Annotated in this window: 21 protein-coding genes and 1 tRNA gene; 8 read left to right on the top strand and 14 right to left on the bottom strand. The window is 62.4% G+C overall.

Going from position 1 to position 24,101, the window contains the following annotated elements:
* Position 1 precedes the first annotated feature (1 nt).
* On the bottom strand, positions 2 to 484 hold the full coding sequence (locus ASD64_RS07175; protein ID WP_200957812.1) for a glyoxalase superfamily protein: 483 nt from the start codon (positions 482 to 484) through the stop codon (positions 2 to 4).
* A gap of 321 nt (positions 485 to 805) precedes the next feature.
* Here ASD64_RS07175 and ASD64_RS07170 point away from each other — a divergent pair, with 321 nt between their 5' ends.
* From ASD64_RS07170 to msrB, 3 genes are all read left to right on the top strand, one after another.
* Positions 806 to 1,252, top strand: coding sequence for a GNAT family N-acetyltransferase (locus tag ASD64_RS07170; RefSeq protein WP_056102909.1), 447 nt, complete (start codon positions 806 to 808; stop codon positions 1,250 to 1,252).
* A 10-nt stretch (positions 1,253 to 1,262) separates the two neighbouring features.
* Positions 1,263 to 2,453, top strand: a complete 1,191-nt coding sequence (locus ASD64_RS07165; protein ID WP_056102906.1) for a vWA domain-containing protein — start codon at positions 1,263 to 1,265, stop codon at positions 2,451 to 2,453.
* 83 nt (positions 2,454 to 2,536) lie between these two features.
* Positions 2,537 to 2,938: a peptide-methionine (R)-S-oxide reductase MsrB gene (gene msrB, locus ASD64_RS07160; protein ID WP_056102900.1), complete on the top strand. Its 402-nt coding sequence runs from the start codon at positions 2,537 to 2,539 to the stop codon at positions 2,936 to 2,938.
* 47 nt (positions 2,939 to 2,985) lie between these two features.
* Here msrB and ASD64_RS07155 read toward each other — a convergent pair whose 3' ends face one another.
* The 9 genes from ASD64_RS07155 to ASD64_RS07115 all read right to left on the bottom strand — a co-directional run bounded on the left by ASD64_RS07155 (position 2,986) and on the right by ASD64_RS07115 (position 13,391).
* A complete protein-coding gene (locus tag ASD64_RS07155) occupies positions 2,986 to 4,239 on the bottom strand; it encodes a D-amino acid dehydrogenase (protein ID WP_056102897.1) in 1,254 nt (417 codons plus the stop codon).
* Positions 4,240 to 4,260: 21 nt separating this feature from the next.
* The gene (locus tag ASD64_RS07150; protein WP_056102894.1) at positions 4,261 to 4,803 is read right to left on the bottom strand and encodes a hypothetical protein; all 543 of its coding nucleotides are present in this window, start codon (positions 4,801 to 4,803) and stop codon (positions 4,261 to 4,263) included.
* A gap of 17 nt (positions 4,804 to 4,820) precedes the next feature.
* The gene (gene rnk / locus ASD64_RS07145; RefSeq protein ID WP_056103064.1) at positions 4,821 to 5,240 is read right to left on the bottom strand and encodes a nucleoside diphosphate kinase regulator; all 420 of its coding nucleotides are present in this window, start codon (positions 5,238 to 5,240) and stop codon (positions 4,821 to 4,823) included.
* Between the two features lie 344 nt (positions 5,241 to 5,584).
* Complete coding sequence (alr, locus tag ASD64_RS07140) at positions 5,585 to 6,718, bottom strand: alanine racemase (RefSeq protein WP_056102891.1); 1,134 nt, start codon at positions 6,716 to 6,718, stop codon at positions 5,585 to 5,587.
* Between the two features lie 401 nt (positions 6,719 to 7,119).
* On the bottom strand, positions 7,120 to 7,701 hold the full coding sequence (locus ASD64_RS07135; RefSeq protein WP_056102887.1) for a CarD family transcriptional regulator: 582 nt from the start codon (positions 7,699 to 7,701) through the stop codon (positions 7,120 to 7,122).
* Positions 7,702 to 8,056: 355 nt separating this feature from the next.
* Positions 8,057 to 8,395, bottom strand: a complete 339-nt coding sequence (gene fdxA / locus ASD64_RS07130) for a ferredoxin FdxA (RefSeq protein WP_056102883.1) — start codon at positions 8,393 to 8,395, stop codon at positions 8,057 to 8,059.
* Positions 8,396 to 8,548: 153 nt separating this feature from the next.
* A complete protein-coding gene (locus tag ASD64_RS07125; RefSeq protein ID WP_056102880.1) occupies positions 8,549 to 8,932 on the bottom strand; it encodes an RNA-binding S4 domain-containing protein in 384 nt (127 codons plus the stop codon).
* 39 nt (positions 8,933 to 8,971) lie between these two features.
* Positions 8,972 to 12,262: a helicase-related protein gene (locus ASD64_RS07120; RefSeq protein ID WP_056102877.1), complete on the bottom strand. Its 3,291-nt coding sequence runs from the start codon at positions 12,260 to 12,262 to the stop codon at positions 8,972 to 8,974.
* Positions 12,263 to 13,316: 1,054 nt separating this feature from the next.
* Positions 13,317 to 13,391, bottom strand: a tRNA-Gly gene (locus tag ASD64_RS07115).
* Positions 13,392 to 13,603: 212 nt separating this feature from the next.
* Here ASD64_RS07115 and ASD64_RS07110 point away from each other — a divergent pair.
* The 4 genes from ASD64_RS07110 (at position 13,604) to ASD64_RS07095 (ending at position 16,200) form a co-directional block, all read left to right on the top strand.
* Entirely contained in the window at positions 13,604 to 14,101 is a 498-nt protein-coding gene (locus tag ASD64_RS07110; RefSeq protein WP_056102874.1) for a prolyl-tRNA synthetase associated domain-containing protein, read from the top strand.
* A gap of 79 nt (positions 14,102 to 14,180) precedes the next feature.
* Complete coding sequence (gene trxA, locus ASD64_RS07105; RefSeq protein ID WP_056102871.1) at positions 14,181 to 15,158, top strand: thioredoxin; 978 nt, start codon at positions 14,181 to 14,183, stop codon at positions 15,156 to 15,158.
* 149 nt (positions 15,159 to 15,307) lie between these two features.
* Positions 15,308 to 15,979 (top strand): LON peptidase substrate-binding domain-containing protein, encoded by a 672-nt coding sequence (locus ASD64_RS07100; RefSeq protein WP_056103061.1) that lies wholly within the window; start codon positions 15,308 to 15,310, stop codon positions 15,977 to 15,979.
* A gap of 14 nt (positions 15,980 to 15,993) precedes the next feature.
* Positions 15,994 to 16,200: a Trm112 family protein gene (locus ASD64_RS07095; RefSeq protein ID WP_056102868.1), complete on the top strand. Its 207-nt coding sequence runs from the start codon at positions 15,994 to 15,996 to the stop codon at positions 16,198 to 16,200.
* 46 nt (positions 16,201 to 16,246) lie between these two features.
* Here the strand turns inward: ASD64_RS07095 and ASD64_RS07090 are convergent, their stop codons facing one another.
* The 3 genes from ASD64_RS07090 to ASD64_RS21640 are packed head-to-tail and all read right to left on the bottom strand — an operon-like array spanning position 16,247 to position 22,015.
* Positions 16,247 to 19,660: an error-prone DNA polymerase gene (locus ASD64_RS07090; RefSeq protein WP_056102865.1), complete on the bottom strand. Its 3,414-nt coding sequence runs from the start codon at positions 19,658 to 19,660 to the stop codon at positions 16,247 to 16,249.
* Positions 19,657 to 21,051, bottom strand: a complete 1,395-nt coding sequence (locus ASD64_RS07085; protein WP_244480732.1) for a Y-family DNA polymerase — start codon at positions 21,049 to 21,051, stop codon at positions 19,657 to 19,659. Before ASD64_RS07085 ends, ASD64_RS07090 begins: the two co-directional genes overlap by 4 nt.
* A 28-nt stretch (positions 21,052 to 21,079) precedes the next feature.
* The gene (locus ASD64_RS21640) at positions 21,080 to 22,015 is read right to left on the bottom strand and encodes an ImuA family protein (RefSeq protein ID WP_244480731.1); all 936 of its coding nucleotides are present in this window, start codon (positions 22,013 to 22,015) and stop codon (positions 21,080 to 21,082) included.
* A gap of 198 nt (positions 22,016 to 22,213) precedes the next feature.
* Between ASD64_RS21640 and ASD64_RS07075 the strand changes: the two genes are divergently transcribed.
* A complete protein-coding gene (locus tag ASD64_RS07075; RefSeq protein ID WP_056102860.1) occupies positions 22,214 to 22,636 on the top strand; it encodes a metallopeptidase family protein in 423 nt (140 codons plus the stop codon).
* A gap of 224 nt (positions 22,637 to 22,860) precedes the next feature.
* Here ASD64_RS07075 and ASD64_RS07070 read toward each other — a convergent pair whose 3' ends face one another.
* On the bottom strand, positions 22,861 to 24,030 hold the full coding sequence (locus ASD64_RS07070) for an NAD(P)/FAD-dependent oxidoreductase (RefSeq protein WP_056102857.1): 1,170 nt from the start codon (positions 24,028 to 24,030) through the stop codon (positions 22,861 to 22,863).
* Positions 24,031 to 24,101 lie beyond the last annotated feature (71 nt).

The raw sequence follows: 24,101 nt of genomic DNA, 5'->3' as shown, positions 1-24,101 counted from the left end.
CTCAGGCCCGCTTCAGTTTCATCACGCCTGTTTCTGTGCCGGTGAGCCGGCGCGAGCGGCCGTCTGCGCCCACCACCATTTGAACGCGCCGCCTTTCGGCGGTGAACAGTTGCGACGTCGCCGCATTGACCGGCGGGTTGAAGGCCACCGTCACGCGCCACAGGTTCGGCTTGATGGTCTCTTCAAGCCCGATGATGCGGCCACGCGCGTCGCGGCCATTGAAGGTGCCGGCAACCTGGTCGCCAACCGCAAACGGGGTCGTCGCATTCTGTTCGGCGGCGGCGGCGGCGGGTTGCGTGGCAAGCGTGTTCCAGTCACGCACGCCGTTCTGTTTCGCCACCAGTTCAAGCGCCTTGGCGTGGGTTATGGCGATGCCGTCTTCGGCAAGTGCCGAGCGAAGCCGCTTGGCCGCCGCCTTGTGGCCTTGCACGGCATCCGGAACTTGAGAGGTTTTGATTTCGTGTGTGGTTCGACCAATGGTCATGGTTTCGCTCCTTGCGATCGGTGAACGGCAGTTTTCGAACGGGCGTCCGCATTGCCGTTTCGGCCGTCACATCGACAGGGAAACGATCTTGATCGAAGGAAGCTTCACCAGGCCTCGAGAGGCTGCGGACGGCAGGGGCTTCCCGCCCTTGATGATGCTCAGATAGGCATTGCGGACGAAAACGTCAAACTCGCCTCAATATGTATGCCAACCAGCTTGCGAAGCAAACGCGCCGGCCCAACCACAAACCGGCCCTGCACCATCGCCATGCGGGCAACCAGCCGCTAACTTCCAAGGCTTGCAAAAGGGAGCAGGACAAATATGACCGGCATCATCATCCGCCCGCTTGAGCAATCCGATCATGCCGAATGGCGCCGGCTGTGGACCGATTATCTCGCCTTCTACGAAACCGTCCTGCCGGAAGAGGTCTATGCCAAGACCTGGGAACGTTTGTTCACGCCCGGCGAATTCGAGCCCAATGGTTTCATCGCCCTGCTCGACGGCAAGGCGGTCGGGCTGACCCTCTACCTCTACCACCGTTCCGGCTGGTCGCTGGTCAACAACTGCTATCTGCAGGACCTGTTCTCCGACCCCGCAGCGCGCGGCAAGGGTGTCGGCGCTGCGCTGATCGAGGCGGTGCGCCAGGAAGCCGCCAAAGGGGGCGTCACCAATGTCTACTGGATGACCCACGAAACCAATGCCACCGCGCGCCGGCTCTACGACCATGTGGCGCGAAGGACGGGTTTCATCGAATACGATCTGCTATAGAACAACCACCATGTTCATCCCCTTCTTCCTCGAACTGAAGGCCGCAAAAATTCCCGTCTCGCTCAGGGAATATCTGTCGCTGCTGGAAGGGTTGGAGGCTGGCCTCGTCGACTACGACGTGGAAGGCTTCTACTACCTCGCCCGCTCGGCCTTGGTGAAGGATGAGCGCCATATCGACCGCTTCGACCAGGTGTTCGCCCATGCCTTCAAGGGCGTCGAAGCCCTATCCGGCGAAGCGCCGGTGGAGGTGGCCGAAATCCCGGAAGAATGGCTGCGCAAACTGGCCGAGAAGCACCTGTCAGAAGAGGACAAGAAGCTGATCGAGGCGCTGGGCGGCTTCGACAGGCTGATGGAGACGCTGAAGCAGCGGCTCGAAGAGCAGAAGGGCCGCCACCAGGGCGGTTCGAAGTGGATCGGCACCGCCGGCACCTCGCCTTTCGGGGCCTATGGCTACAATCCCGAGGGTGTGCGCATCGGCCAGGACGGCAGCCGCAACCGGCGCGCCGTCAAGGTGTGGGACAAGCGAGAGTTCCGCAATTTCGACGACAGCGTCGAGCTTGGCACCCGCAACATCAAGATCGCGCTGAAACGGTTGCGCCGCTGGGTGCGCGATGGCGCCGAGGAGGAGTTCGACCTGTCCGGCACCATCCACGCCACCGCCGAGCACGGCTATCTCGACGTGAAGACACGGCCGGAACGGCGCAATGCCGTCAAGCTTTTGATGTTCTTCGATGTGGGCGGCTCGATGGACGATCACATCAAGACGGTCGAGGAACTGTTTTCCGCGGCGCGGGCGGAATTTCGCCAGCTCGAATATTTCTACTTCCACAACTGCGTCTACGAAGGCGTGTGGAAGGACAATCGCCGCCAGCGCGCCGAAATCCTGCCGACCTTTGATCTCATTCGCAAATACGGCCCCGACTACAAGGTGGTGTTTGTCGGCGACGCATCGATGAGCCCTTACGAGATCACCTATCCGGGCGGCTCGGTCGAGCATTGGAACGAGGAGGCAGGCGCGGCCTGGCTCGCCCGCGTGCTCGCCCAGTGGCCGAATGCGATCTGGCTGAACCCCACTGCCGAAAAGCATTGGGCCTACACGCATTCGATCGGCGTCATGCGCGAACTTTTCGGCGGCCGCATGTTCCCGCTGACGCTTGCCGGACTGGAGGCCGCGACGCGGGAGTTGTCGCGCAAGCACTGAAGGCGCTGGGCAGCCGCGTAACGAATGCCTATCTTTGTGCGAAGAGACGGCGCCGACTGGAGCCGCGATTGCAGGAGACCGACATGGAAACCCAGACCTATCCCGTGACCCGCACCGATGCCGAATGGCGCGCCCGCCTGAGCCCCGAGCAGTACGCCGTCATGCGCAACCACGGCACCGAGCGTCCCGGAAGCTGCGCGCTGCTGCACGAGCACCGGGCGGGGGCTTTCACGTGCGCGGGCTGCGACAGCAAGCTGTTCGAAGCGACGCTCAAATTCGAGAGCGGTACCGGGTGGCCGAGCTTCAACGACCCGGTTCCGGGGGCGGTCGAGACCACCACCGACCGCAACTACGGCATGGTACGCACCGAGGTGCATTGCGCCACTTGCGGCAGCCACCTTGGTCACGTCTTTCCCGATGGCCCGCCGCCGACGGGTCTGCGCTACTGCGTCAACGGCGTGGCGCTGAACTTCCAGCCGGCCTGACCGCCGAGGGCGGGCTCAAGGCACAGGCCCCGATGCCGGTCTCTTTGTCAGGCGTAGCGGCCTGGACCCAGTTCGCTGGCGTCGATGTCGGGCTTGCGCCCGGACATGATATCGGCCAGCACCTTGGCCGAACCGCAAGCCATGGTCCAGCCAAGCGTGCCGTGCCCGGTGTTGAGGTAGAGATTGGCAAATTTGGACTGGCCGATGATCGGCGGCCCATCCGGCGTCATCGGGCGCAAGCCCGTCCAGAACGTCGCGGCGCCAACGTCGCCCGCCCCCGGAAACAGGTCGGTGACGGAATGTTCGAGCGTCTTGCGCCGACCTTCGTGCAACTTGAGGTCATAGCCTGAGATTTCCGCCGTGCCGCCGACCCGGATGCGGTCGCCAAGCCGGGTTATGGCCACCTTGTAGGTCTCGTCCATCACCGTCGATACCGGTGCCGTATCCGCCTTGATGATCGGCACGGTGATCGAATAGCCCTTGACGGGATAGACCGGGATCGACTGGCCGATCTTGCGCATCCAGATCGGCGAATAGGAGCCCATCGCCATGACATAGGCGTCGGCGGTGCGATTGCCGGCACTGGTGGCAACGCCGGTAACGCGGCCGTTCTCGACCGAGATACCGTTTAGAGTCACGCCGAACTCGAACTTGACGCCGCCGCCGGTGGCGATCTCGGCCAGCCGCTCGGTGAACATCTGACAGTCGCCGGTCTCGTCGCCCGGCAGCCTGAGGCCGCCGACGAACTTGCCGCGCACCGCAGCCAGTCCCGGTTCGGCGGCAATACAGCCCTGCGGGTCGAGCACTTCGAAAGGCACGCCGTACTGCTTGAGAATCTCGACGTCGCCGCCGATGCCGTCGAGCTGCTTTTGGGTGCGAAACAGTTGCAGCGTCCCCTTGGCGCGTTCGTCATAGGCGATGTTTGTGGAAGAGCGCAGGGCTTTCAGCGTATCGCGGCTGTACTCGGCAATCGGCACCATGCGCGCCTTGTTGCGGGCATAGCGCGCTTGCGTGCAGTTTGCGAGCATGCGCACCAGCCAGGACCACATATGCGGGTCAAGCGCAGGCCGCACCACCAGCGGCCCGTATTTCATCAACAGCCATTTGATCGCCTTGACCGGAACGCCGGGTCCGGCCCAGGGCGAGGAGTAGCCCGGAGAGACTTCGCCCGCATTGGCGAAACTGGTTTCCAGTGCCGGGCCCTGCTGGCGGTCGAGCACCGTCACTTCATGACCGGCCTCGGCAAGAAAATAGGCAGTGGTGACACCGATCACACCACCGCCCAGCACCAGTACTTTCATTTAATGCTCCTTGGTCCCCTGTCAGGCCGCGGACGGGCCGGGGTCATCGTCATACGGCTCTCTCTGCCGGATTTCCGACCGCTCGCCAAGGGGTGTGACATCAGCTGAAGCGCTGTGGACCAGCCGCAGCGCCGGACGCTGGGGCGCTGCCGATATGGCGGCGTGCTGCCGCCGCGCCGCCTCCGGCTGGTAGAGCACTTTTTCCAGCAGGAGCAGTTCGGTCTCGCCGGTCGAGCGTTCGATCAGCGCCGACTGGCCTTCGCTCAGGCCAAGCATAGCCAGCCCGCGCATGGTCGTAATGGGTAGGCCGACGCCGACCATGTCGCGCACTTCGTTCTGCACCAGCGTACGTGTCTCGGCCGGCCCGCCATTGATGCGGAACATCACCCGGCTGTTGAGCGTCACGACATTGGCCTCGATCGATTCGACGAGGACCACGCTGGCGTTGGCGATCTTGCATTCCAGCAAGGGCAGGATTGCGTCGCCGGACGCGATGCGTCGCTCCAGCATGACTTCCAGTATGGAGAAGTCCTTGCTGGTCAAACGGCACGTCACGTCGCCCATCTCACTTCTCCTTGATGTCATGACTGGACGTCGAGCGTGGGTGGCTCGACTTCGGCGATATCGAGGACGCGTTCCTTGCCGTCACGCGCTTTCCACACGACCGACTGGCCGGCGGCAAGGCCGATCAGGGCCGTGCCCAGCGGGGTCAGGATGGAGATCTTGTTTTCGGCGATGTCAGCCTGTCCGGGATAGACAAGCGTGATCCGCTTGGTGTCGTCGCCGCCACTGCGGAACGTCACTGTCGAGCCCATGCGCACCACACTGGCCGGCATGGCATCGGCGTTGGCGATCGTGGCGCGGTCCATTTCCGACAACAATTCCTCGGCGGTATCCGGCAAGCGGTCGAGCGCTGTGCGAGCCAGGCTGGTCAGCCTGTCGTGATCGACTGCGCTGACCGTGATGTCGAGTTGCGTACGATGCTTGGTTGCTTCGCGCATGTGATTGAACCTTTTTGATGTTGGCGGCGCGGATTTCAGGGCGCGCTGCCGGTCGCCCTTTTGCATGGCTGTCGGGAAGTTACCGGTCTGACCGAAGGCAATGCATAGCTTCAAAAGCTTGAAGCGACGGTTTCGTGCTGAAGAAGCGCTTCGCAGCATGCGGAAGCGCTCCGGGTTTTCAGTTTTGTTTAAGAAACGCCCCGCTGCGCGCGGCCGAATACGGCCGTGCCGGGGCTACGCTCCCGCGATCGGACACACCCTGAAACAGGTCTGTATATGGGCAAGGTTGCTCATCGAAGGAGCCTTGCCGACCAGAGGCTGCTTGTCAAGCGTGTCGAAACCGCTCATGGCTCGCCGAGATAGCGTCGCTGGAAGCGATGGCCAAGACTGGTCAGGACCTCATAGGCGATGGTGCCGGAAAATCCGGCAACTTCATCGAGCGTCTGCGATGGCCCGATCATCTCGACCATGTCGCCTGCGTGCAGCCGGCCTTCAGGGAGATCCGAGATATCGAGGATGATGGAGTCCATCGAGACGCGCCCGATGAACGGCAGGCGAACGCCGTCGACATAGGCTGAGGCGGCGGCTCGACGGCGCCATCCGTCGGCATAGCCGAGCGAGATCGTTGCCAGCGCAGTAGCGTCGTTCGTGATGACAGTATGGCCGTAGCCGATCCCCACACCCTCGGAGACGGAGCGGGTCTGGATCACCTTGGCTTCCAGGCGTACCACCGGCAGCATCGGGTTGTCGCGCCCCGGCGTCGGGTTGATGCCGTAGAGGGCAGCCCCTGGACGGGCGAGTTGGTGATGGAAGGCCGTGCCGAGGAAAATACCTGACGAATTGGCCAACGATGCTGGCGCCGGAGGCAGCATGGCGCGCAATTGCTCGAACGCGACCCGTTGCGCTTCGTTGGCCGGGTGAGCAGGCTCATCGGCGCAGGCAAGGTGGCTCATGACGAGCGCAACCGCGATGCCTTCGAATGCTTGCGGGTCGGATGCGGCAGACGCCACCTGGGATGCGGGCATGCCAAGCCGGGACATGCCGCTGTCGACCTGAACCGCCGCCGGTAGTTTGAGACCTGTGTCCCTGGCGGCTTTGCGCCATGCTGAAAGCTGCTCGAGGCTGTTGATGACGGCGGCAAGCCCGGACGACGCCGCATCGCGCTCAGCGCCCGGGGGAACGCCGTTCAGCACGTAGATCGTCGGCCCTGCGCCGATTGCGTCTCGCAGCGAAACGCCTTCACCGACATGTGCCACAAAGAAAGTGTCGCAGCCCTCCGCCGCCAGTGCCCGCGCGACATGCACCGCGCCGAGCCCATAGCCGTCCGCCTTGACCACGCCGGCGCAACGGGTGGCGCCAAGTCTCGCCTTCAAACGGCGGTAGTTTTCACGGACAGCGTCGAGATCGATGGTAAGAACCGCACCTTCCGCCACAGGCTCCTGTGCTACGGCCCTGTGCTCCAGCGAGATCTGATTCATGCCGCGGACCCTCAAGTTCTTTCGCGTTTAGCCGTTCAAATGGTACGCCCATGCTTGTAACATCTATCGGACGCACGATCCCTCCAAAATGCCCCCGTTTCCTCGAAGATGGTGCACATATGCGGATCACACAGGTTGGATTTCGCACGGAAACCCGGTTGTCTGCTGGTTCGGCTGACGAGCTCGCAGGCAAGAGAACCTTGTGTCGTGCAACTTCATGCGGCGATGGGCGAGCTGCCCGGAACCGTCAAACGAAAAACCCGGCCACAGGGGCCGGGTTCCTGAATTCGTCACTACGATCCTAGTCGCGATCCTTCAGATTCGCTGGCTGCGCTCCAAGTGCCTGCTTCTATGCTTGTCGTTGTCCCGAATTTCGGGCGACCTGCATCAGGCGATTTACCTCAGGCGGCTTCTTCCTGCTCGGTTTCCTCGTTGTCGGCCTTCGCGCCGCGCTTCGGACCCTTATTGAGGTTCACTTCGATGAGGCGCACCGCTTCGGTTTCCGACATGCGGTTCACGGCCGCAATCTCGCGTGCCATCCGGTCGAGCGCCGCTTCGTACAGCTGGCGCTCGGAGTATGACTGTTCCGGCTGGTTATCGGCGCGGTAAAGATCGCGCACCACTTCCGCGATCGAGATCAGGTCACCCGAATTGATCTTGGCGTCATATTCCTGCGCACGGCGCGACCACATGGTGCGCTTGACGCGGGCACGACCCTGCACGACCTTGAGCGCGCGCTCGACATAATCTTCTTCCGACAGTTTGCGCATGCCGATGGAGGTCGCTTTCGCGACCGGCACTTTCAAGCGCATCTTGTCCTTCTGGAAATCGATCACGAAAAGCTCAAGCTTGTGCCCAGCAACCTCCTGCTCGTCGATGGAAACGATCTGGCCAACGCCATGCGCCGGATAAACGATGAACTCACCGGTCTTGAAACCGTGACGCGCGGGGGCAGTCTTCTTCTGCGGGATGCTGGTTGCCATTACGCCCTAGACTCCTTGTTAGGGCCGGCAACAAGCCGGCCGAACACGTTTGGCCGGATGAACCGGCATTGCCGCGCAACAGATGAACCTACCGGAAAAGCCAGGACCCGTGGACCGCACCAAAGCGACCCCATCGTCCAGATTGCTCTGGTCCGGATTGTACGATTCACCTTTCAGTGATTTGGGGCGTCTGCGCCATAAATCGACGTTGTGTCACCGGCATGTTACTGGATATGTAACACAAAAAGTCGGAAGAATCAAGAATTTGCTGCATGCGCTAACGGCAACAGGCAGCGCCGCGACTGCGCGAGCCGTCTCATGGCGATATCGTGTGACGACATACTACGTCCGAAGCTCAGTTGCCTTCGCCGGGCTCGGATGAAAAATACTTCTCGAACTTGCCGGGCTCGCCGTCAAATTCCTTGGCGTCGGCGGGCGCTTCCTTCTTGGCCGAAATATTGGGCCATTTGTCGGCATATTCGGCGTTGAGCTGCAGCCAGTTGTCGAGGCCGGGCTCGGTGTCAGGCTTAATTGCATCTGCAGGGCATTCAGGTTCGCACACGCCGCAGTCGATGCACTCGTCCGGATGGATGACGAGCATGTTCTCGCCTTCGTAGAAACAGTCGACAGGACAGACCTCGACGCAGTCCATGTACTTGCATTTAATGCAGTTGTCGGTCACGACGTAGGTCATAGGCAGCTCCGGGATCGCCCGCTTTTCCCGTCATCAGGCAGGTCTTCCGATGGTGAGGTAACGCCTTTGCCGGCCGCTTGCAAGGCCGCGTCCGACGTGGATTCTGGGCCAGAACGAAACGAAACAGGCGCAGATGCGGCGATCTCCGCATATTCAATCCTTGCCATGCAACCTGTCGGTCTGGCGGCGCTCTTTCTTGGTCGGACGCCCGCTGCCGATGTCACGCAACGAGGCCAGCGCGTCGGGCGCGCCGCTCAATGGTGCCGGTGCCGGTGACAAGTCCTCGTAGAGCTTGCGGGCTTCGTCCGATGGCCCGCGCCGCGAGCCCGTATCAAGCACCTTCCAAACCAGGATTCTGCGGTCGAGCGTGATGGTCAGGACATCGCCAGGCTTCACCGTATCGGAAGCCTGCGCTGCTTTGTCGCGATTGATGCGTACGCGCCCGCCCAGAGCCAGCTTTGCCGCCAGCGAGCGTGATTTTACGGCGCGAGCGAAAAACAGCCATTTGTCGATACGCTGGCGACCGTCGGCAACCATGGATCAGTTGGAACCGAAGGCGTCTGGCATCCGGCCCCGCTATTTTTTCAACTGGTCGCGCAGCGCGGCGAGCTTGGCGAACGGCGAATCCGGATCGAAGCGCGCCGGCCGCTCCTCGCGCGGCTTGGCCTGGAACTGCGGTTTACCGCCGCCCTTGCCGGCTTTCCAGTCGGTTCGCCGGTCCGGGCGCTCGCCTTGGGCCTTGCCTTCGCGGCGGTCGGGACGCCCCTCGCCTTGCGGCTTGCCGCTCTTGGCTCGGTCGTGATCGAAGCGTCGGCGTTGCCCGTTGGCGGTTTTGCCGCCGCCTTCCTTTTGCGGCTCGGCTTCCGTACCAGTTGCTCGTTTATGGCGCGCTTGGCCGCCGCGCTGGCGCTGCTCTTGCCGCTGGCCGCCACGATGCCGCTCGAACCTCGCCTGCCGCCATAGAAGGACGGGCTTGGGTTCTTCCGCTTCCGGCGAGACTTCTGCCCCATCCGCTGGAGCTTCGTCCGGCACCGGCGTTGCGGCAGCGGCTTCAACCGCCGCTTCGGTCGCCGCGACGGGCTCTGCATCGGACTGCACGACTACCGCTTCTGCGATCTCTGCGACGATTTCGGGTGCAACTGCCGCATCCGGGGTCGGCGGTACTTCGTCAACGGCATCATCCGCGGATACAGCGTCGATCTCCGCCACCGCTATCTCAGCTTCGTCGCCGGACGTTTGCGCTCCCGAAGCGTCGTCATCAGGCGCTATCGTTTCGGTTGCCTGGGCTTCGGCAATTGCCTGTGCCTCCGCAGCCGCCTCCTCGGCGGCCCTGGCTTCGGTGGCCTTGGCTTCGGCGGCCTGGCGCGCGGCTTCGTCCTCAGCCTCCAGCCTCGCCTTGACTTCGGCAGCGGGCCTGGGTTCGGCCCGATAGCCAAGCCCCTTGAGGATTTCTTCCATATCGTCGGCGGTCGCGCCGAGGATCGACATCATCGGAGGCGTCACCATGAAGGCGCTGCCGTCATAGGCGCCATCAGGGCGCGTACCGAGGCCGGGCTTCCAGTTTGTGGCCGGACGGATCAGGTCGGCGAGGCGTTCCAGAATGTCGATGCGCACGGCCCGGCGGCCAAGATTGCGGTAGCCGGCAAGCCGGTAGAACGTCTTGTCGAAGGCGGGATCGATCACTACCGATGTACGGCCGGTGGCGAGCGCATTGACCACGTCGCCGAAGCCCGGCTTTTCCTTGCCATCGTTTTTCAGTGCCCACAACAACGTCACCAGCCCTGCCGGTGCCGGTTTGATGAGGGCCGGTACGAAGACATGATAGGCGCCGAAGCGCACGCCGAGCCGCCGCAGCGCAGCGCGCCCCTCCTGATCGAGCGAGCGCATGTCCTCGGCGATGTCGCGGCGGTTGATCAGGCCGAAATGCTCGACAAGCTGAAAGGCGATGCCGCGCGCTATGCCCGATAGCTGCTCGGCAGCCTTGAGGTCGATCAGCGGCTTCAGCAGAGTCTCGATCTGGAAGTTTACGAAGCGCTCGGCGCGCGCAGCGACCTTGTCGCGCGCAGGGCCTGTCAACTGCTCGTCGGCAAGAAGCACGAGACGGGGTTTCAGTGCATCTTCACCGGCGACCAGCGTGCCGACAGGAGCGCCGATCCAGCGCAACGTGCCGTCCGACCCCAGTGCGATATCGGCGTTGGCGGATGCGGCAAAGCGTTCGGCCCGGGCCTCGAATTCGGCGGCCAACGCTTTTTGCGCGGCTTGGCGCACCGCTTTGGCATCCTCGCCGCCGGCGCTCTGGTCGGCGGTGAAGCGGAACCCTTGCAGTTCGCCCATATGGTGCCCCTCGACGAGGACCGTTCCGGTTGGGCTGATTTCGGCTTCAGACATGGTGTTTTCTCTAAGGCGGCGCATGAGGACGGAAGTCCTGCGGTCTACGAAGCGTTTCGTCAACCGCTCATGCAGCGCATCCGACAATCTGTCTTCGATTTCGCGCGTCTTTTCCTGCCAGTGTGCCTGATCGGCAAGCCAGCCCGGGCGGTTGGAGACGAAGGTCCACGTGCGGATCTGTGCGATGCGGTGCGACAGCGTGTCGATGTCGCCGTCCGTGGTGTCGGCGCGGCGGACCTGTTCGGCCATGTAATTTTCATCGACGTGGCCGCGCTTGGCCAGATCCATATAGATGGACGCGATCAGGTCGGCATGTTGGGCCGGCGCGATGCGGCGGTAGTCGGGCAGTGCGCAGGCTTCCCACAACATGGCGACACGCTCGCGACCGGTGGCAAGGCTACGAATTTCCTCGTCGCGGGAAAGATGTTCGAGCGCCTGCGCATCGACTGCCGGCAGCGCGCGCGTCAGCCCTTCCACCGGCGCGTTGGTTTCGGTCGAGCGCTTCAGTGCCTCGAGGCTGGCATAGTCGAAATTTGCGGTGCGCCACTGCAGCACCTTCACCGGCTCGAAATCGTGGCTTTCGATCTTCTGGACCAGATCGTCGTCGAACTGGTCGATCTGTCCAGTGACGCCAAAGGTGCCGTCGCGCAGATGACGACCTGCGCGCCCGGCGATCTGGCCGAGTTCGGCCGCGGTGAGCTGGCGAAATTGATAACCGTCGAACTTGCGGTTCTGGGCAAACGCCACGTGGTCGACATCGAGGTTGAGGCCCATGCCGATGGCATCGGTTGCAACCAGATAGTCGACGTCGCCGGACTGATAGAGCGCGACTTGAGCGTTTCGCGTGCGCGGGGAAAGCGCGCCCAGCACGACAGCGGCACCCCCCTGCTGGCGGCGGATCAGTTCGGCGATGGCGTAGACCTCGTCCGCCGAGAAAGCGACGATGGCCGAGCGTCGCGGCAGGCGGGTGAGTTTCTTCGATCCCGCATAAGCCAGGTGCGACAGCCTCGGCCTTGTCACCACCGAAATGCCCTTGAGCAGCTTTTGCAGGATGCCATGCATCGTCGCGGCGCCCAAAAGCAGCGTCTCCTGTCGCCCGCGCAGGTGAAGGATGCGGTCGGTGAAGATGTGACCGCGTTCGAGATCTCCGGCGAGCTGCACCTCATCGATGGCGACGAAGGCCGCATCGGTTTCGCGCGGCATCGCTTCGACGGTGCATACGACGTAGCGCGCCCCTGCCGGCTGGATTTTTTCCTCGCCGGTAACCAATGCGACCTTTGCCGCACCGACCTTTTCGCACAGGCGGCCATAGACCTCGCGCGCCAAAAGGCGCAGCGGCAGGCCAATGACACCACTTTCATGCGCCACCATCCGCTCGATGGCGAGATGCGTCTTGCCGGTGTTGGTGGGGCCTAAAACCGCAGTCACATCGCGCCCCGAAAGGATCAGCGGCCCATGATTTTTCGGTCGGATGTTCATCGGCTGGGAAAGGTCTCTCTGGCCACGCTGCCGGATGCCCGCACACGGGGGCGAACAAGGATCGTCTCCGATCCCGACGACACATAGGCATTTACGCGCCGAGGCGAAAGCCGCAATGTTCCACAGGGCACGCGAAGCGGCGCTTCAATGCCGCTTCCTGCCGCGGATATTAACCTCTGGAACGAGTCTGGAACGAATCAGCGACGAATCACTGACTTATCTGAATTCATGATTTGTTCACGGCTATATATAGATTTTTCATGCTGCTAACGCACCAGATGCTGAATCAGGAAAAACTCGGCTTTGCCCTAGGCCACTGCGGCGGTTAACCTTTGCCGGCAGGTGATCGGCAACGGTTGGCAAGCTATGCCTGTCAAGGTTGCAAGGTCATGAAACAACTCGTTTTTCTTAACGCATTTTAACCAGTTGCGGGGTGGCCGAGCCGGCTTCTGTTAACGTTCAGGCCAAAGCCGGAACGAATCGGCGACGAATCAGCGATGCGCGGATTTTCTCGTTTCGTTCACCGCAACATCTTGTGTCGTGCACAGGTTATCCACCGACAATCCACAGGCCAGCCGATGGAGCGTCGGGTTGAAGGCGCTGCTTCGTTAAGCTTTGCGTGCCGGATTGGTACAGTGGCCGATGCCGATGGACTCGCATCATCGTTTTCAGGAACGATGGATCGGCGCCTCCTGGCAATCCACTCACGAACTTTCCGAGGATGGACGCCGTTGGGCGAAATTGCCGACACTTCTCTGCGGCATTGCGAAGCCGCTCTGCCGCGCGCTCGATCGACGCCGTAGTTTAACGCTGCTTCGAATCCGCAGGCTTGCAACCCGCATGCGACCTACAGCGCGTCGCGCTCAAACGGATTCATGCGACGCGCCTCAATCTCTGGTTCTACGCATGTCGTGATCCCGAAACCGGTTTCCACTTTCGGGCGACATGCTCTAGCGTCGAACCGCTCGATTTCGGGCCATCTTTTCAATCGTGATAGATACGAAAAAGCCGCGGAAAACCGCGGCTTTTCGACACTTAATCCCCCGAAGGAAACTGGAGCGGGTGAAGCGATTCGAACGCTCGACCCCAACCTTGGCAAGGTTGTGCTCTACCCCTGAGCTACACCCGCTCGCACGGCCTTGAGCCGCAAGCCGCGCTTATATGGCCGAAGAGCACGGCGATTGCAACAGGGAAATCGCCGCGTTTTTGGCCGGAATGCACGAAACGCGGGCCGCTGCTCAGGATTTACAGCCACTTGGCCGGGCACGCTCACATTGCGCCTTGTCTTGTGGCGCTCATTGGCCATAAACGGCATTCCGCGTCCCTTACGGAAAGCGCTCCATGCCGAAGATCGAATCCGACCTTTTCGCCTTTCTTGTGCAACTCGGCATCACCGTTTCGACCAAACGCCATGCAGCGCTGTTCACGGTGGCCGATTCACAAACCCTGCGCGGCGAGATTGCGGGCGGCCACACCAAGAACTTGTTCTTGAAGGACAAGAAGGACAATTTCTTCCTTGTCACCGTCGATGAGGAGGCGGAAGTCGATCTCAAGCAGATCCATCACGTGATCGGCGCAGCCGGCCGCGTTTCGTTCGGCAAGCCGGACATGCTGATGGAGCTTCTCGGCGTGGTTCCGGGCGCGGTGACGGTGTTCGGTCTCCTCAACGATACCGGGTGCAGGGTCAAGATGGTGCTGGACGAAGCGCTGATGGACAATGCCATCATCAATGCGCACCCTTTGACCAATGAAGCGACGACATCGATCGCGGCAAGCGATCTGGTCAAATTCATCAAGGCAACAGGGCACGATCCTGTTATCTTGAAAGTCTCGGCTTGATCGCCACATTGGGGAACGAAAAAGCTTCCGGTGCAGTGACGCGATTCGCCTGCGCGGTTTGACGGATAGGGGTGAAAAGATGAGTGACAGCAATCCGTTTGGCGCCTCTGGCCAGTACGCGACCACGGTGAGCTATGGAGCCAATGCCGGGGATGCGGCCGGCACGCGGCTTGCAGAACCGGCGGCCGACCTGATCAAGGACGCGACGACGGCGAGTTTTTCCGCCGACGTCATCCAGGAATCGCGCAAACAGCCGGTAATGGTGGATTTCTGGGCGCCCTGGTGCGGCCCTTGCAAGCAACTCACCCCGCTGTTGGAAAAGGCGGTCAAGGCGGCCGGCGGCAAGGTCAAGCTGGTCAAGATGAACATTGACGAGCATCCGTCCATCGCCGGTCAGTTGGGCATCCAGTCGATCCCCGCGATCATCGCTTTCAAGGATGGCCAGCCAGTCGACGGCTTCATGGGCGCAATTCCCGAAAGCCAGATCAGCGAGTTCATCGAGAAGGTCGGCGGCAAGGGCGACGGCAAGGCAGCAATCGCGGAAGCGCTCGCGGCCGCTGCGGAGGCGCGCGGTGCCGGCGACATGCAAACCGCAGCCGACATATACGACGCCGTTCTCCAGGAAGCGCCCGATGCGGTGGAGGCGATCGCCGGTCTGGCCGATCTGCTTCTCGAAGCCGGCGACAGCGCGGGTGCCGATGCCGTGCTGGAACGCGTGCCGGAAGACAAGCGCGACGCCCCCGAGCTTGCTGCCGTGCGCACCAAAATCTCGTTGGCCGCCCAGGCGGCCAATCTCGGCAATCCGGCGGAACTGGAAAAGCGGCTGGAGCAGAACCCGAAGGACCACCAGGCCCGGTTCGAGTTGGCAATGATCCACAATGCCATGGGCGAACGGGACAAGGCTGCCGATGGCCTGCTTGCCATCATCAAGACCGACCGAACCTGGAACGACGACGGCGCACGCGCCCAGTTGCTGCAATTCTTCGAAGCCTGGGGCATGGCCGACGAAGCAACCCTGTCGGCGCGTCGAAAGTTGTCGTCGCTGCTTTTTTCCTGAGTCGGCGGCACCGGCAGTCTGGTACCAAGACGCGATGCTCGACTGATCCGGCGATTTGCAGGCGCCGTGGAAAAGCAGCCGGCTTTGGCGCAGATTGGAACGCCATCGGAGTAGCGCGCGCCGTCGTGGGTGCGCCAGCGGAGAACGGCATGCAGGCTGGAAACGCACATTACCGGCGGGAAGCCGACTTACCGCTTAGCGTTGCCGTGTTTCCGCTCGAAAGTGTCTTGCTGCTGCCTGGTGGCAGGCTGCCGCTCAACATCTTCGAGCCGCGCTATCTGCAAATGGTCGACCATGTTTTGGCCACCAATCGCCTGATCGGTCTTGTTCAGCCCAGTCTTGATGGAGCGGTTCGCGAGGACGGGACGCCGCAACTGTGCAGCGTCGGCTGCTTCGGACGGATCACCTCGTTGACGGAAAGCGGTGATGGCCGCTACCTGATCGCGTTGCAAGGGGTGTGCCGCTTCAGGCTTATGCACGAGCTCACCGTGAAAACAGCGTTTCGCCAATGCAGGGTCACGCCTTTCCTGGGCGATCTCGAAGAGGATGCGGGAGCCAGCGGCGTGGACCGCCCGGCCTTGCTCAAGGCTTTTCGGGCCTATCTGCAGGCCAACGATCTCGAGGCAGACTGGGAAAGTGTCAGCCGCGCCGACGATGCCATTCTGGTCAACGCGCTGTCGATGATGGCCCCTTACGGTCCGGCGGAAAAACAGGCTCTGCTGGAGGCGGCGGACCTTAAAACGCGGGCCGAGACGCTGATTGCCATCACCGAAATAGCGCTGGTGCGCGATAGTGAGGAATTTGGGTCGAGCCTGCAATGAGCGGGAGGAATCGTATGGCAGAACGCGGCGGACGCAAATCGCAAGTCGACCCCAAGCTCCTTGAACTGCTGGCCTGCCCGCTGACCAAAGGGCCGCTTAGCTGGGATGCCGAGCGCAGCGAACTGGTGTCAAGGTTGGCGAAACTCGCCTATCCGGTCAGGGACGGCATCCCGATCATGTTGCCTTCCGAGGCACGTTCGATCGGGCTTGAGAAGAAGTAGGACGGCCTGGCTGCGCGGCGACAGCCGACCGGGGGCTGGAACACGATTATTGGAAATTTCGTCCCTTCGGCATGACGCTTCGCGCCTTGCGCGTCATTACTTCCAGCTTCTGTTGCGTATGACGCACCTGTTCATCCTGGCGTCTTTTCCAGGGTAAGCCGGAGGGTGTGTCGGTCTGCAGGGTGTTTGAGCCCATTTGGCTTTCCTCAAGCAAGGCCGACAGCCAGGGTGAAAGATCATCGATCCTGTCGGCAACGATATGGACCACATCCGATTCCGACTGCAGCTTGCCGGTGACGCGGATGAAGCGCGAACCCATGATGACGGGCCGATAACGGTCGAATATGCGTGGCCACACGATGATGTTGGCGATGGCATTGTCGTCTTCCAGGGTCAGGAAAATGGCGTTGCCCTTGCCTGGCCGTTGCCGCACCAGCACGAGGCCTGCGACTGAAACGCGCCGTCTATCGGGAATGGACGGCAAGGCGGCGTTCGGGATGACGCCTGCCGCATCGAGCCGCTGACGCACGAAGGCGACCGGATGGGCCTTCAGCGACAGGCCAAGCGAACGATAGTCGTGAATGACGTGTTCGCCGAGCGGCATTTCGGGAAGTGTCGTTCCGGGTTCCAGGTCGCGCAGGTGCACGGCCTGCCGATCAAATAGCGGCAGCTTTTCGGCTGCATTTTTGCCGCCCAGCGCTCGCACCGCCCAAAGTGCTGCCCGGCGGTCGAGGCCAATGGAACGGAAGGCATCGGCCTCGGCCAGCTTCTCGATCTCGCCGACATCGAGGCCGGAGCGTAACCAGACATCGCGAACGGAACCGTAGCCTTCGCCGCGCTGCGCGATAAACGCGTTCATGCGGGCCTTCGAAAGGCCCTTGACCTGCCGGAAGCCTAGACGGACGGCGTGACGAGTTTGAATGACGCCGCGCATTTCGGCGTGGCGCTTGAGGATGCGGCCGGGATCGAAAGGAGCTTTTTCCAGCAGGCTATCCCAGGCGGAGAAGTTGATATCGACCTCGCGGATCTCGACGCCGTGGTCGCGGGCATCGCGCACGAGCTGGGCCGGCTGGTAGAAACCCATGGGCTGGGAGTTCAGGATCGCGGTGCAAAAGACGTCCGGATAGAAGGTCTTGAACCAGCAGGAGGCATAGACAAGCAATGCGAAAGAGGCCGCATGACTTTCGGGAAAGCCGTAGTCGCCGAAGCCTTCGATCTGCTTGAAACAGCGCTCGGCAAACTCCTGCTCATAGCCGCGCGCCACCATCCCGCTGATCATGCGCTGGCGGTAATCATGGATAGTGCCGTTGCGCCGGAAGGTCGCCATGGCGCGCCGCAACTGGTCGGCCTCGCCAGGGGAAAAGCCCCCCGCCTCGATGGCAATGCTCATGGCCTGTTCTTGGAAAAGTGGCACGCCAAGGGTTCTCGAGAGGATTTTCTTCAGCACCTCGCTTGGGTACTCGACCTTCTCCTTCCCCTGCCGCCTGCGAAGATAGGGATGCACCATATCACCCTGTATCGGGCCGGGCCGTACGATGGCGACCTCGATAACGAGGTCATAGAATTTGCGAGGTTTGAGACGCGGCAGCATCGACATCTGGGCGCGCGACTCGATCTGGAAAACGCCAAGCGTATCGGCGCGGCAGATCATGTCGTAGACCTTCGGATCTTCTTTCGGCATTGTCGCGAGTGTGACCGGTCGGCCATGGCGATCGCGGACGCGGTAGTGCGCTTCCAGCAAGGTGAAGGCGCGCTTCAGGCAGGACAGCATGCCCAGCGCCAGTATATCGACCTTGAGAATGCCGACAGCATCGAGGTCGTCCTTGTCCCATTCGACCATCTTGCGCTCTTCCATGCCCGTCTTGACGATGGGCACGATCTCATCGAGGCGGTCCTTGGTGATGACGAAGCCGCCGACATGCTGGGACAGATGGTGGGGAAAACCCATGATCTCGTTGGCGCGGTCGATGACATGGCGTGAGAGCGCCTGCCGAGAGTCGAGTCCACCGGCATTGGCCTCGTGTTTACCGAGCTTCGACGACCACCAACCCCACAGTGAACCGGAAAGAGCATCGCGGGTGTCCTGCGAGAGTCCCATCGCCTTGGCCACTTCGCGGAGCGCGGAGCGGCCGCGATAGCAGATTACAGCTGCCGCCAGCGCGGTGCGTTTTGCGCTGTATTTCTCGTAGATGTAGGCAATGATCTTGTCGCGGTGCTCGTGTTCGAAATCAACATCGATATCCGGCGGCTCATCGCGCTCGATCGATACGAAGCGCTCGAACAGCAGATCCATCTCCATCAGGATCGGATCGACTTCCGTTATGCCGAGGCAGAAGCAGACGACGGAATTGGCAGCTGAGCCGCGCCCTTGGCACAGGACGTCTGCCTTCTCCCGTGCGTAGCGCACAATGTCGTTCACGGTGAGGAAATAGCGCGCATATTTCTTCTGCGCGATAATTTTCAATTCATACGGGATGATGTCCTTGATCTTTTGCGGGATGCCGGCGGGATAGCGCCTTTGCGCTCCCTCCCAAGCCAGCCGCTCCAGTTCGGCCTGCGGATCGACGCCCTGCTCCGTCGTGTCCTCGGGATAATTGTGCTTGAGTTCGTCAAGCGAAAACTTGACCTCCTCCGCGAAGCGCAGCGTCTCTGCGAGCGCCTCGGGGTGGTTGCGGAACAAGCGTGCCATCTCGGCGCCGGACTTCATGTGGCGCTCAGCATTGGCTGCGAGTTCAAGCCCAGCCCGGGCGACGGGTACGTTGAGGCGGATAGACGTCAGCACGTCCTGCAAGGGGCGTCGCTCCGCGCTGTGGTAGAGCACGTCGTTGACTGCCATGAGCGGCACTTGTGCGGCCGCGGCAAATGCGGCTGCCCGCTCCAGCCGCAGCCGGTCGCTGCCGCCGTAAGCAGGCGCGACGGCCAATCGCAGTGCCGTGCCGAAGCGATGGCGCAGACCGCGCAGCAGCGCCAGCGTCTCTTCCTCGCCGCCGTCGAGGCCCGGCAACACGGCAAGTGAGAGGCGGTCGCCCCATTCGAACAAGTCGCGTTGATAAAGCAGCGGCGCACCCTTTCCGCCGCGCATATTGGCCTGCGTGAGCATGCGGCACAGATGTCCCCAGCCTGCACGGTCGCGCGGATAGGCAAGGATATCCGGTGTTCCATCGGCGAAGACCAGACGGCAGCCGGGATGGTAGGGCAAATGCACAGGTTCGATAGATTTTTCCGGTTCGGCCTTGTTTTCGATGTGAATAGATTTCGACTGGCTCCATGCGCGCACAACGCCCGCCACCGTGTTGCGGTCGGCCAGCCCCATGCCGGCATGACCGAGAAGGCACGCGGCCATCACCAGTTCCTCCGGCTGCGAAGCCCCGCGAAGAAGTGAGAAGTTGGACTGTGTGCCGAACTCGACATAAAGCGGGTCGACTGGCGTGCTGCGTGGCGGCAATGGTTTCGTCGTCATGCGAATACGCCGTGCAGAAACCAGCGCGGCGCTGCGCCTGCGTTTCCGTAGAGACCTTCGCGGTAAAGCCAGTAGCGGCGACCGTCACTGTCCTCGGCGCAGAAATAATCTTTCGCCTTACCATCCGACGTCAGCCACCATTCAGGCTCGATGCGCTCCGGCCCCTCGGATCGGGTGATGCGGTAATGCGCGCGCCGCCAGCGGAAGCGAACCGGCGGACCCTCCGGAACTTCCGCCATGACCTCGACGGGCTCCGGCCGGCGCAGCAGACGCAATGGTCTGTCCGCCTGCAAGGCCCGCACAATCTCCTGCGGGGTGAGATCGGGCGCTTCCGCCGTGGGAAAAAGTGCGACCGCGCGTTCCGGTAGATGGCTGGCGACGGGAATCGGCTTGCAGATGACGCCTCGGCCAAAACGCGCGCCAACGCGGTCGATAAAGAGGGCAAGATTGGCCTCGTTGTCGTCGCCGTCATCGGCAAGACCTGTCTGTTTCGGCACCAGCGGGCCGAGCGACAGGGCCGACAGCCGGATAAGGTCGAATCCGTACCCCATATCGAGGCTCTCCCCGAGCGCGGCGAGCCTTTCATGGAAGAGTTTGCCGATCCGTTCCGGGTCGCGCGTCGGGCGCGACAGGCCGAGCGACAGGCGAATGACACCGCCATCGACGCGAAACAGCAGGAGATGCAGAGTCAGCGCGCCGGCGCCCAGTCGCTCCAGAGCTTCCTTCAACGATCCCGCCAGAGGAAGGATGACACGCTCGACCTCCTCCACATCTGTGACCGGTTCCGCCAAGCGGCGCTCAGCCGACAATTCGGGCACTGGCATGCGCGGCGACAGCGCCTCGTCGATCCGGCCGAGCGCCTGGTCGAGACGCAGGAGCAGCGCCTTGCCGAACCGCCGGGTCACTGGCGCGCGCGGCACTGCCATGACGGCACCGACGGTGCGCAAGCCGACAGCCTCCAGCGCCGCGCAGACTTCAGTATCAAGCCGCAGCGCGGCGAGCGGCAGCGGCGCCAGCCAGTCCGCCTCATCGCCATCGGTCACGATTGCCCGCCCCTGAGACCGCGCGACGGCCCATGCTGTGCCGGCTGTGCCGGCAATGGCTGCGCGTGCGTCGAAACCTTGCTCGTTGAAGCGACGCAGCATCTCGGAGAGAAGGGCCTCTTCGCCACCGAACAGGTGGCTACAGCCGCTAATGTCGAGAAACAGGCCGTCTACACCATCGAGCGCTACAAGCGGCGTGTAGCGGTCGCACCAGTCGGCCAAGGCCTCCAGCATGCGCAGGTCTGCTTCCGTATCGGCATCGACAACATCGATGCCGGGTTGCATGGCGCGCGCGTCGGCCATGCCCATGCCGCGCTTGAGGTTCAAGGACTCGGCCCGCCGATCCAACGCAGCAATGCGTTGCGTATTTTTGTCGTTATGACTGACGACCAGCGGCGGTAAAGCGGAACAGGTCGAACGCCATGCGCGCCCCAGCCGTCGCCGCCATATCCGTTCCACGCTGAGATAAGGGAGCCAGAGCGACAGGATCCTGTGTCCCGTCTTGGAACTCGGCTGTGCGTTGTTCGAAGCTGCGTTCATGGGCGTTCCACTCCAGGATGAAGCGCGCGGGAGGCGCCAGTCGGTTCTTGTGCAGATCGACCGTGAAGGCAGGTGGCCCTATCGACCCTGCGAGGGGCCGCCCAAGGAAGCGCCGCATGCCTGCGGGCGCCGGTGTGACGACGAAGCGCAGCGGAGCCGCCGTCGACTCGATCTCTGCCGAATGCCGGAGCAGGAAAACCGGCCGGCCTGCCTCGGCGGCGCGGCGATGCAGGCGGCGTGTCGCGGTGAGATCCAGATGCCGTGGGTTGCCTGGCAGTTCGAGGATGACGGCGGCCAGCATCTTCAGCGCCGCCGCCTCTTCCGCGATCCACAGTGCGTCGACCGGTTGCGGCGCCTCGGCGAACAGCATGGATTGCGGTGCGATGCCAAAGAGCGATGAAATCCCGTGCATATAAGGAAACCCCGCCTCGGCGAACATGCTGCCGGTACCGACCCATAGAAGCGGCATAGGCTGTTTCGCGGAGGGCTGCCCCATGAGCAGGCCGGCCAGCGCCAGTACAAACCCGGTCGCGGAAGCGGCGTCGCGTATCTGCCGGCCATGGATCTCGGTAAGCGCCGCCTTGGGCAAGCCACCACCCAAAGCCTCGTCCAGTGACGGAACCCCAGTGACGGCCCGGTCAGCAGTGCCCAGTACCCGCCCGTTGCCGCGCAGCACGATCGCCTCGGCACCGGGGTCAGCCAGCCGTTCCGGCAGCGTCCCTTCGATCTTGGCTATCTGGCGGCGCAGGGCAAAAACGGTTTCCCGCGCCACGGCGCTTGTCACCATGACGGTCGATTTCCAGAGTTAATGTTCCTGTTATGTTCTTATGGATTCCAGAGCTTGGGCAAAGAGTCAAGCGGGATGCTGCGGAATTTATTCCTCTTGGGACGAGTAGGGCGATTTGTTGATTGTGTTGCCGTTTGCCGAGTGCCGCGCAAAAGCCTATATGCGCCGGGCAAAGGACACAGAATGGCCCGCATCTACAAGACCCGAAACTGGCACAGCGAGCTTTCGCCTTCGATGGAAGAGCTGGAGATGCTGGCGCTGGAGGCTTACGCGCACCTGCCGGAGGAATTCCGCAAGCTGACCGGCGAAATCGTCATCCAGATCGCGGAATTTCCGACTGACGAGATCATGGACGATCTTTCGCTGGAAACGCCGTTCGATCTGCTCGGCCTGTTCGAGGGGCGCGGCATCGCCGAGCGCTGGAACCCGGCGACCGGCGAAGGCCCGAACCGGGTCACGCTCTACCGGCGCGCCATCCTCGACTACTGGGCCGAGAATGAGGAGTCGCTGGGCGATATCGTCAATCACGTGCTGATCCACGAGATCGGCCACCATTTCGGCCTGTCGGATGACGACATGGAGCGTATCGAAACGGCCGCCGAATAGGGCTTCCAGCCCTCTAGGACCAATCGACATTCAGGGTTTGAGGCGTGGTATGAGCAAAAATCGCTCAGTTCGAGGAGCGGAGCCGAAGGCGGTGTGGACCACCGTCGAGGGTTCGCGACGCGGAAATGGGTGCTCAACGGTGGTCAACACCGCCTTGCGCTTTTCTCCTTTTCAGGACCGAAATCCGGCTCGCGCCACGCCCGAAACCTGAATGTCGATTGGTCCTAGATTACGTTGAGTTCCCGGAACGCCCGGCCTTCCGCAACCCGCTGATAGGCGAAGGCTGTGCAGTCGACGCTGCGGTAGCCGCCATGCACGATCAGTTCCGACAACGCCTTGCCGACCGCCGGCGCCTGCTGCAGGCCGTGGCCGGAAAAGCCGTTGGCGAAAATGAAGTTGGCGACTTCCGGATGCGGGCCGATCACCGCGTTCTGGTCGAGGGTGTTGTAGTCGTAGTGGCCGACCCAGGCGCGTGTCATCTTGATGGCTTCGAAGGCGGGAATGCGGGTGGCGAGCGTCGGCCAGATGACGTCTTCGAACAGGCCCCATTCCGGCTCGAAATCGGCCGGGTCAGCCGCCTGTTCGCCTTCCTCCGATTCCGCGCCGCCGGTGATGTAGACGGAGCCTTCCGGGCGGACATAGATGCCGCTCGGATCGACCAGCAACGGCATGTCGACGTATTTCTCGTGCGCCTCGAACACGAAGACGTTGCGCTTGCGCGGCTCGACCGGCAGTTCAAGCCCGGCCAGCGCCGCCACCTTGCCGGCATTCGGCCCGGCCGCGTTGACGACGATGCCTGCTTCAAGCACTTCGCCATTGTCCAGCGTCACGCTGGCGATGCGATTGCCCTTGCGGGCGATCGCGGTGGCGGAAGCGGTGATGAAATCCACCTTCCTGCCGCGCAGCGCCTTGCGGAAAAGATGCAGATAGGCATGGGCGTCGAACCAGCCTTCGCCGCTAACGCCATAGGCGCCGGCGCTGATGCCCTCGCCCGAGAGCCAGGGGAAGCGGCGTGCCAGCGTGGCGGCATCCTCGAGCACGATGTCGGCGCCTTCGGCGACCTGGGTGTCGTGATTGGCCTTGAGGACGGGAAGGCCCGTCTCGCTGGCGAGGATGAGGTAGCCGCCCTCGTGGAAGTCGATCTCGGCGTCGGGGCCGAACTCTTCCTTCAGCCGCCGGAACAGCTTCAGCGTGAACTGCGACAGGCGGATGTTTTCGGGGATCGAGAATTGCTGGCGGATGGAGGCCGCCGAAAGCGTCGTCGCCGAATGGGCGAACTGCGGGTCGCGCTCGATCAGCGCGATGGAGCCGGAAAAACCCTCGCCGCGCAGATAGTAGGCAAGCGAGGCGCCGACGATCGCTCCGCCGATGATCACGATGTCGTAGTTTGCCATGTGGCTCGCCCCGGTTCTTGCGTTCGATGAAACAGCTTTCGCCACTTTGTCACAAGCTCTTGCAAGGGCCA

The sequence above is a fragment of the Mesorhizobium sp. Root157 genome (assembly GCF_001427385.1).
GTDB lineage: Bacteria > Pseudomonadota > Alphaproteobacteria > Rhizobiales > Rhizobiaceae > Mesorhizobium.
Note: the sequence above shows the minus strand (reverse complement) of the source record. Positions and strands in the feature narration are given on the sequence as shown.

Excerpts from the sequence above, each read along its gene's own strand:
- ASD64_RS07175 (WP_200957812.1), bottom strand. The coding sequence starts at position 484 with ATGACCATTGGTCGAACCACACACGAAATCAAAACCTCTCAAGTTCCG.
- ASD64_RS07170 (WP_056102909.1), top strand. The coding sequence starts at position 806 with ATGACCGGCATCATCATCCGCCCGCTTGAGCAATCCGATCATGCCGAA.
- ASD64_RS07165 (WP_056102906.1), top strand. The coding sequence starts at position 1,263 with ATGTTCATCCCCTTCTTCCTCGAACTGAAGGCCGCAAAAATTCCCGTC.
- msrB (WP_056102900.1), top strand. The coding sequence starts at position 2,537 with ATGGAAACCCAGACCTATCCCGTGACCCGCACCGATGCCGAATGGCGC.
- ASD64_RS07155 (WP_056102897.1), bottom strand. The coding sequence starts at position 4,239 with ATGAAAGTACTGGTGCTGGGCGGTGGTGTGATCGGTGTCACCACTGCC.
- ASD64_RS07150 (WP_056102894.1), bottom strand. The coding sequence starts at position 4,803 with ATGGGCGACGTGACGTGCCGTTTGACCAGCAAGGACTTCTCCATACTG.
- rnk (WP_056103064.1), bottom strand. The coding sequence starts at position 5,240 with ATGCGCGAAGCAACCAAGCATCGTACGCAACTCGACATCACGGTCAGC.
- alr (WP_056102891.1), bottom strand. The coding sequence starts at position 6,718 with ATGAATCAGATCTCGCTGGAGCACAGGGCCGTAGCACAGGAGCCTGTG.
- ASD64_RS07135 (WP_056102887.1), bottom strand. The coding sequence starts at position 7,701 with ATGGCAACCAGCATCCCGCAGAAGAAGACTGCCCCCGCGCGTCACGGT.
- fdxA (WP_056102883.1), bottom strand. The coding sequence starts at position 8,395 with ATGACCTACGTCGTGACCGACAACTGCATTAAATGCAAGTACATGGAC.
- ASD64_RS07125 (WP_056102880.1), bottom strand. The coding sequence starts at position 8,932 with ATGGTTGCCGACGGTCGCCAGCGTATCGACAAATGGCTGTTTTTCGCT.
- ASD64_RS07120 (WP_056102877.1), bottom strand. The coding sequence starts at position 12,262 with ATGAACATCCGACCGAAAAATCATGGGCCGCTGATCCTTTCGGGGCGC.
- ASD64_RS07110 (WP_056102874.1), top strand. The coding sequence starts at position 13,604 with ATGCCGAAGATCGAATCCGACCTTTTCGCCTTTCTTGTGCAACTCGGC.
- trxA (WP_056102871.1), top strand. The coding sequence starts at position 14,181 with ATGAGTGACAGCAATCCGTTTGGCGCCTCTGGCCAGTACGCGACCACG.
- ASD64_RS07100 (WP_056103061.1), top strand. The coding sequence starts at position 15,308 with ATGCAGGCTGGAAACGCACATTACCGGCGGGAAGCCGACTTACCGCTT.
- ASD64_RS07095 (WP_056102868.1), top strand. The coding sequence starts at position 15,994 with ATGGCAGAACGCGGCGGACGCAAATCGCAAGTCGACCCCAAGCTCCTT.
- ASD64_RS07090 (WP_056102865.1), bottom strand. The coding sequence starts at position 19,660 with ATGACGACGAAACCATTGCCGCCACGCAGCACGCCAGTCGACCCGCTT.
- ASD64_RS07075 (WP_056102860.1), top strand. The coding sequence starts at position 22,214 with ATGGCCCGCATCTACAAGACCCGAAACTGGCACAGCGAGCTTTCGCCT.
- ASD64_RS07070 (WP_056102857.1), bottom strand. The coding sequence starts at position 24,030 with ATGGCAAACTACGACATCGTGATCATCGGCGGAGCGATCGTCGGCGCC.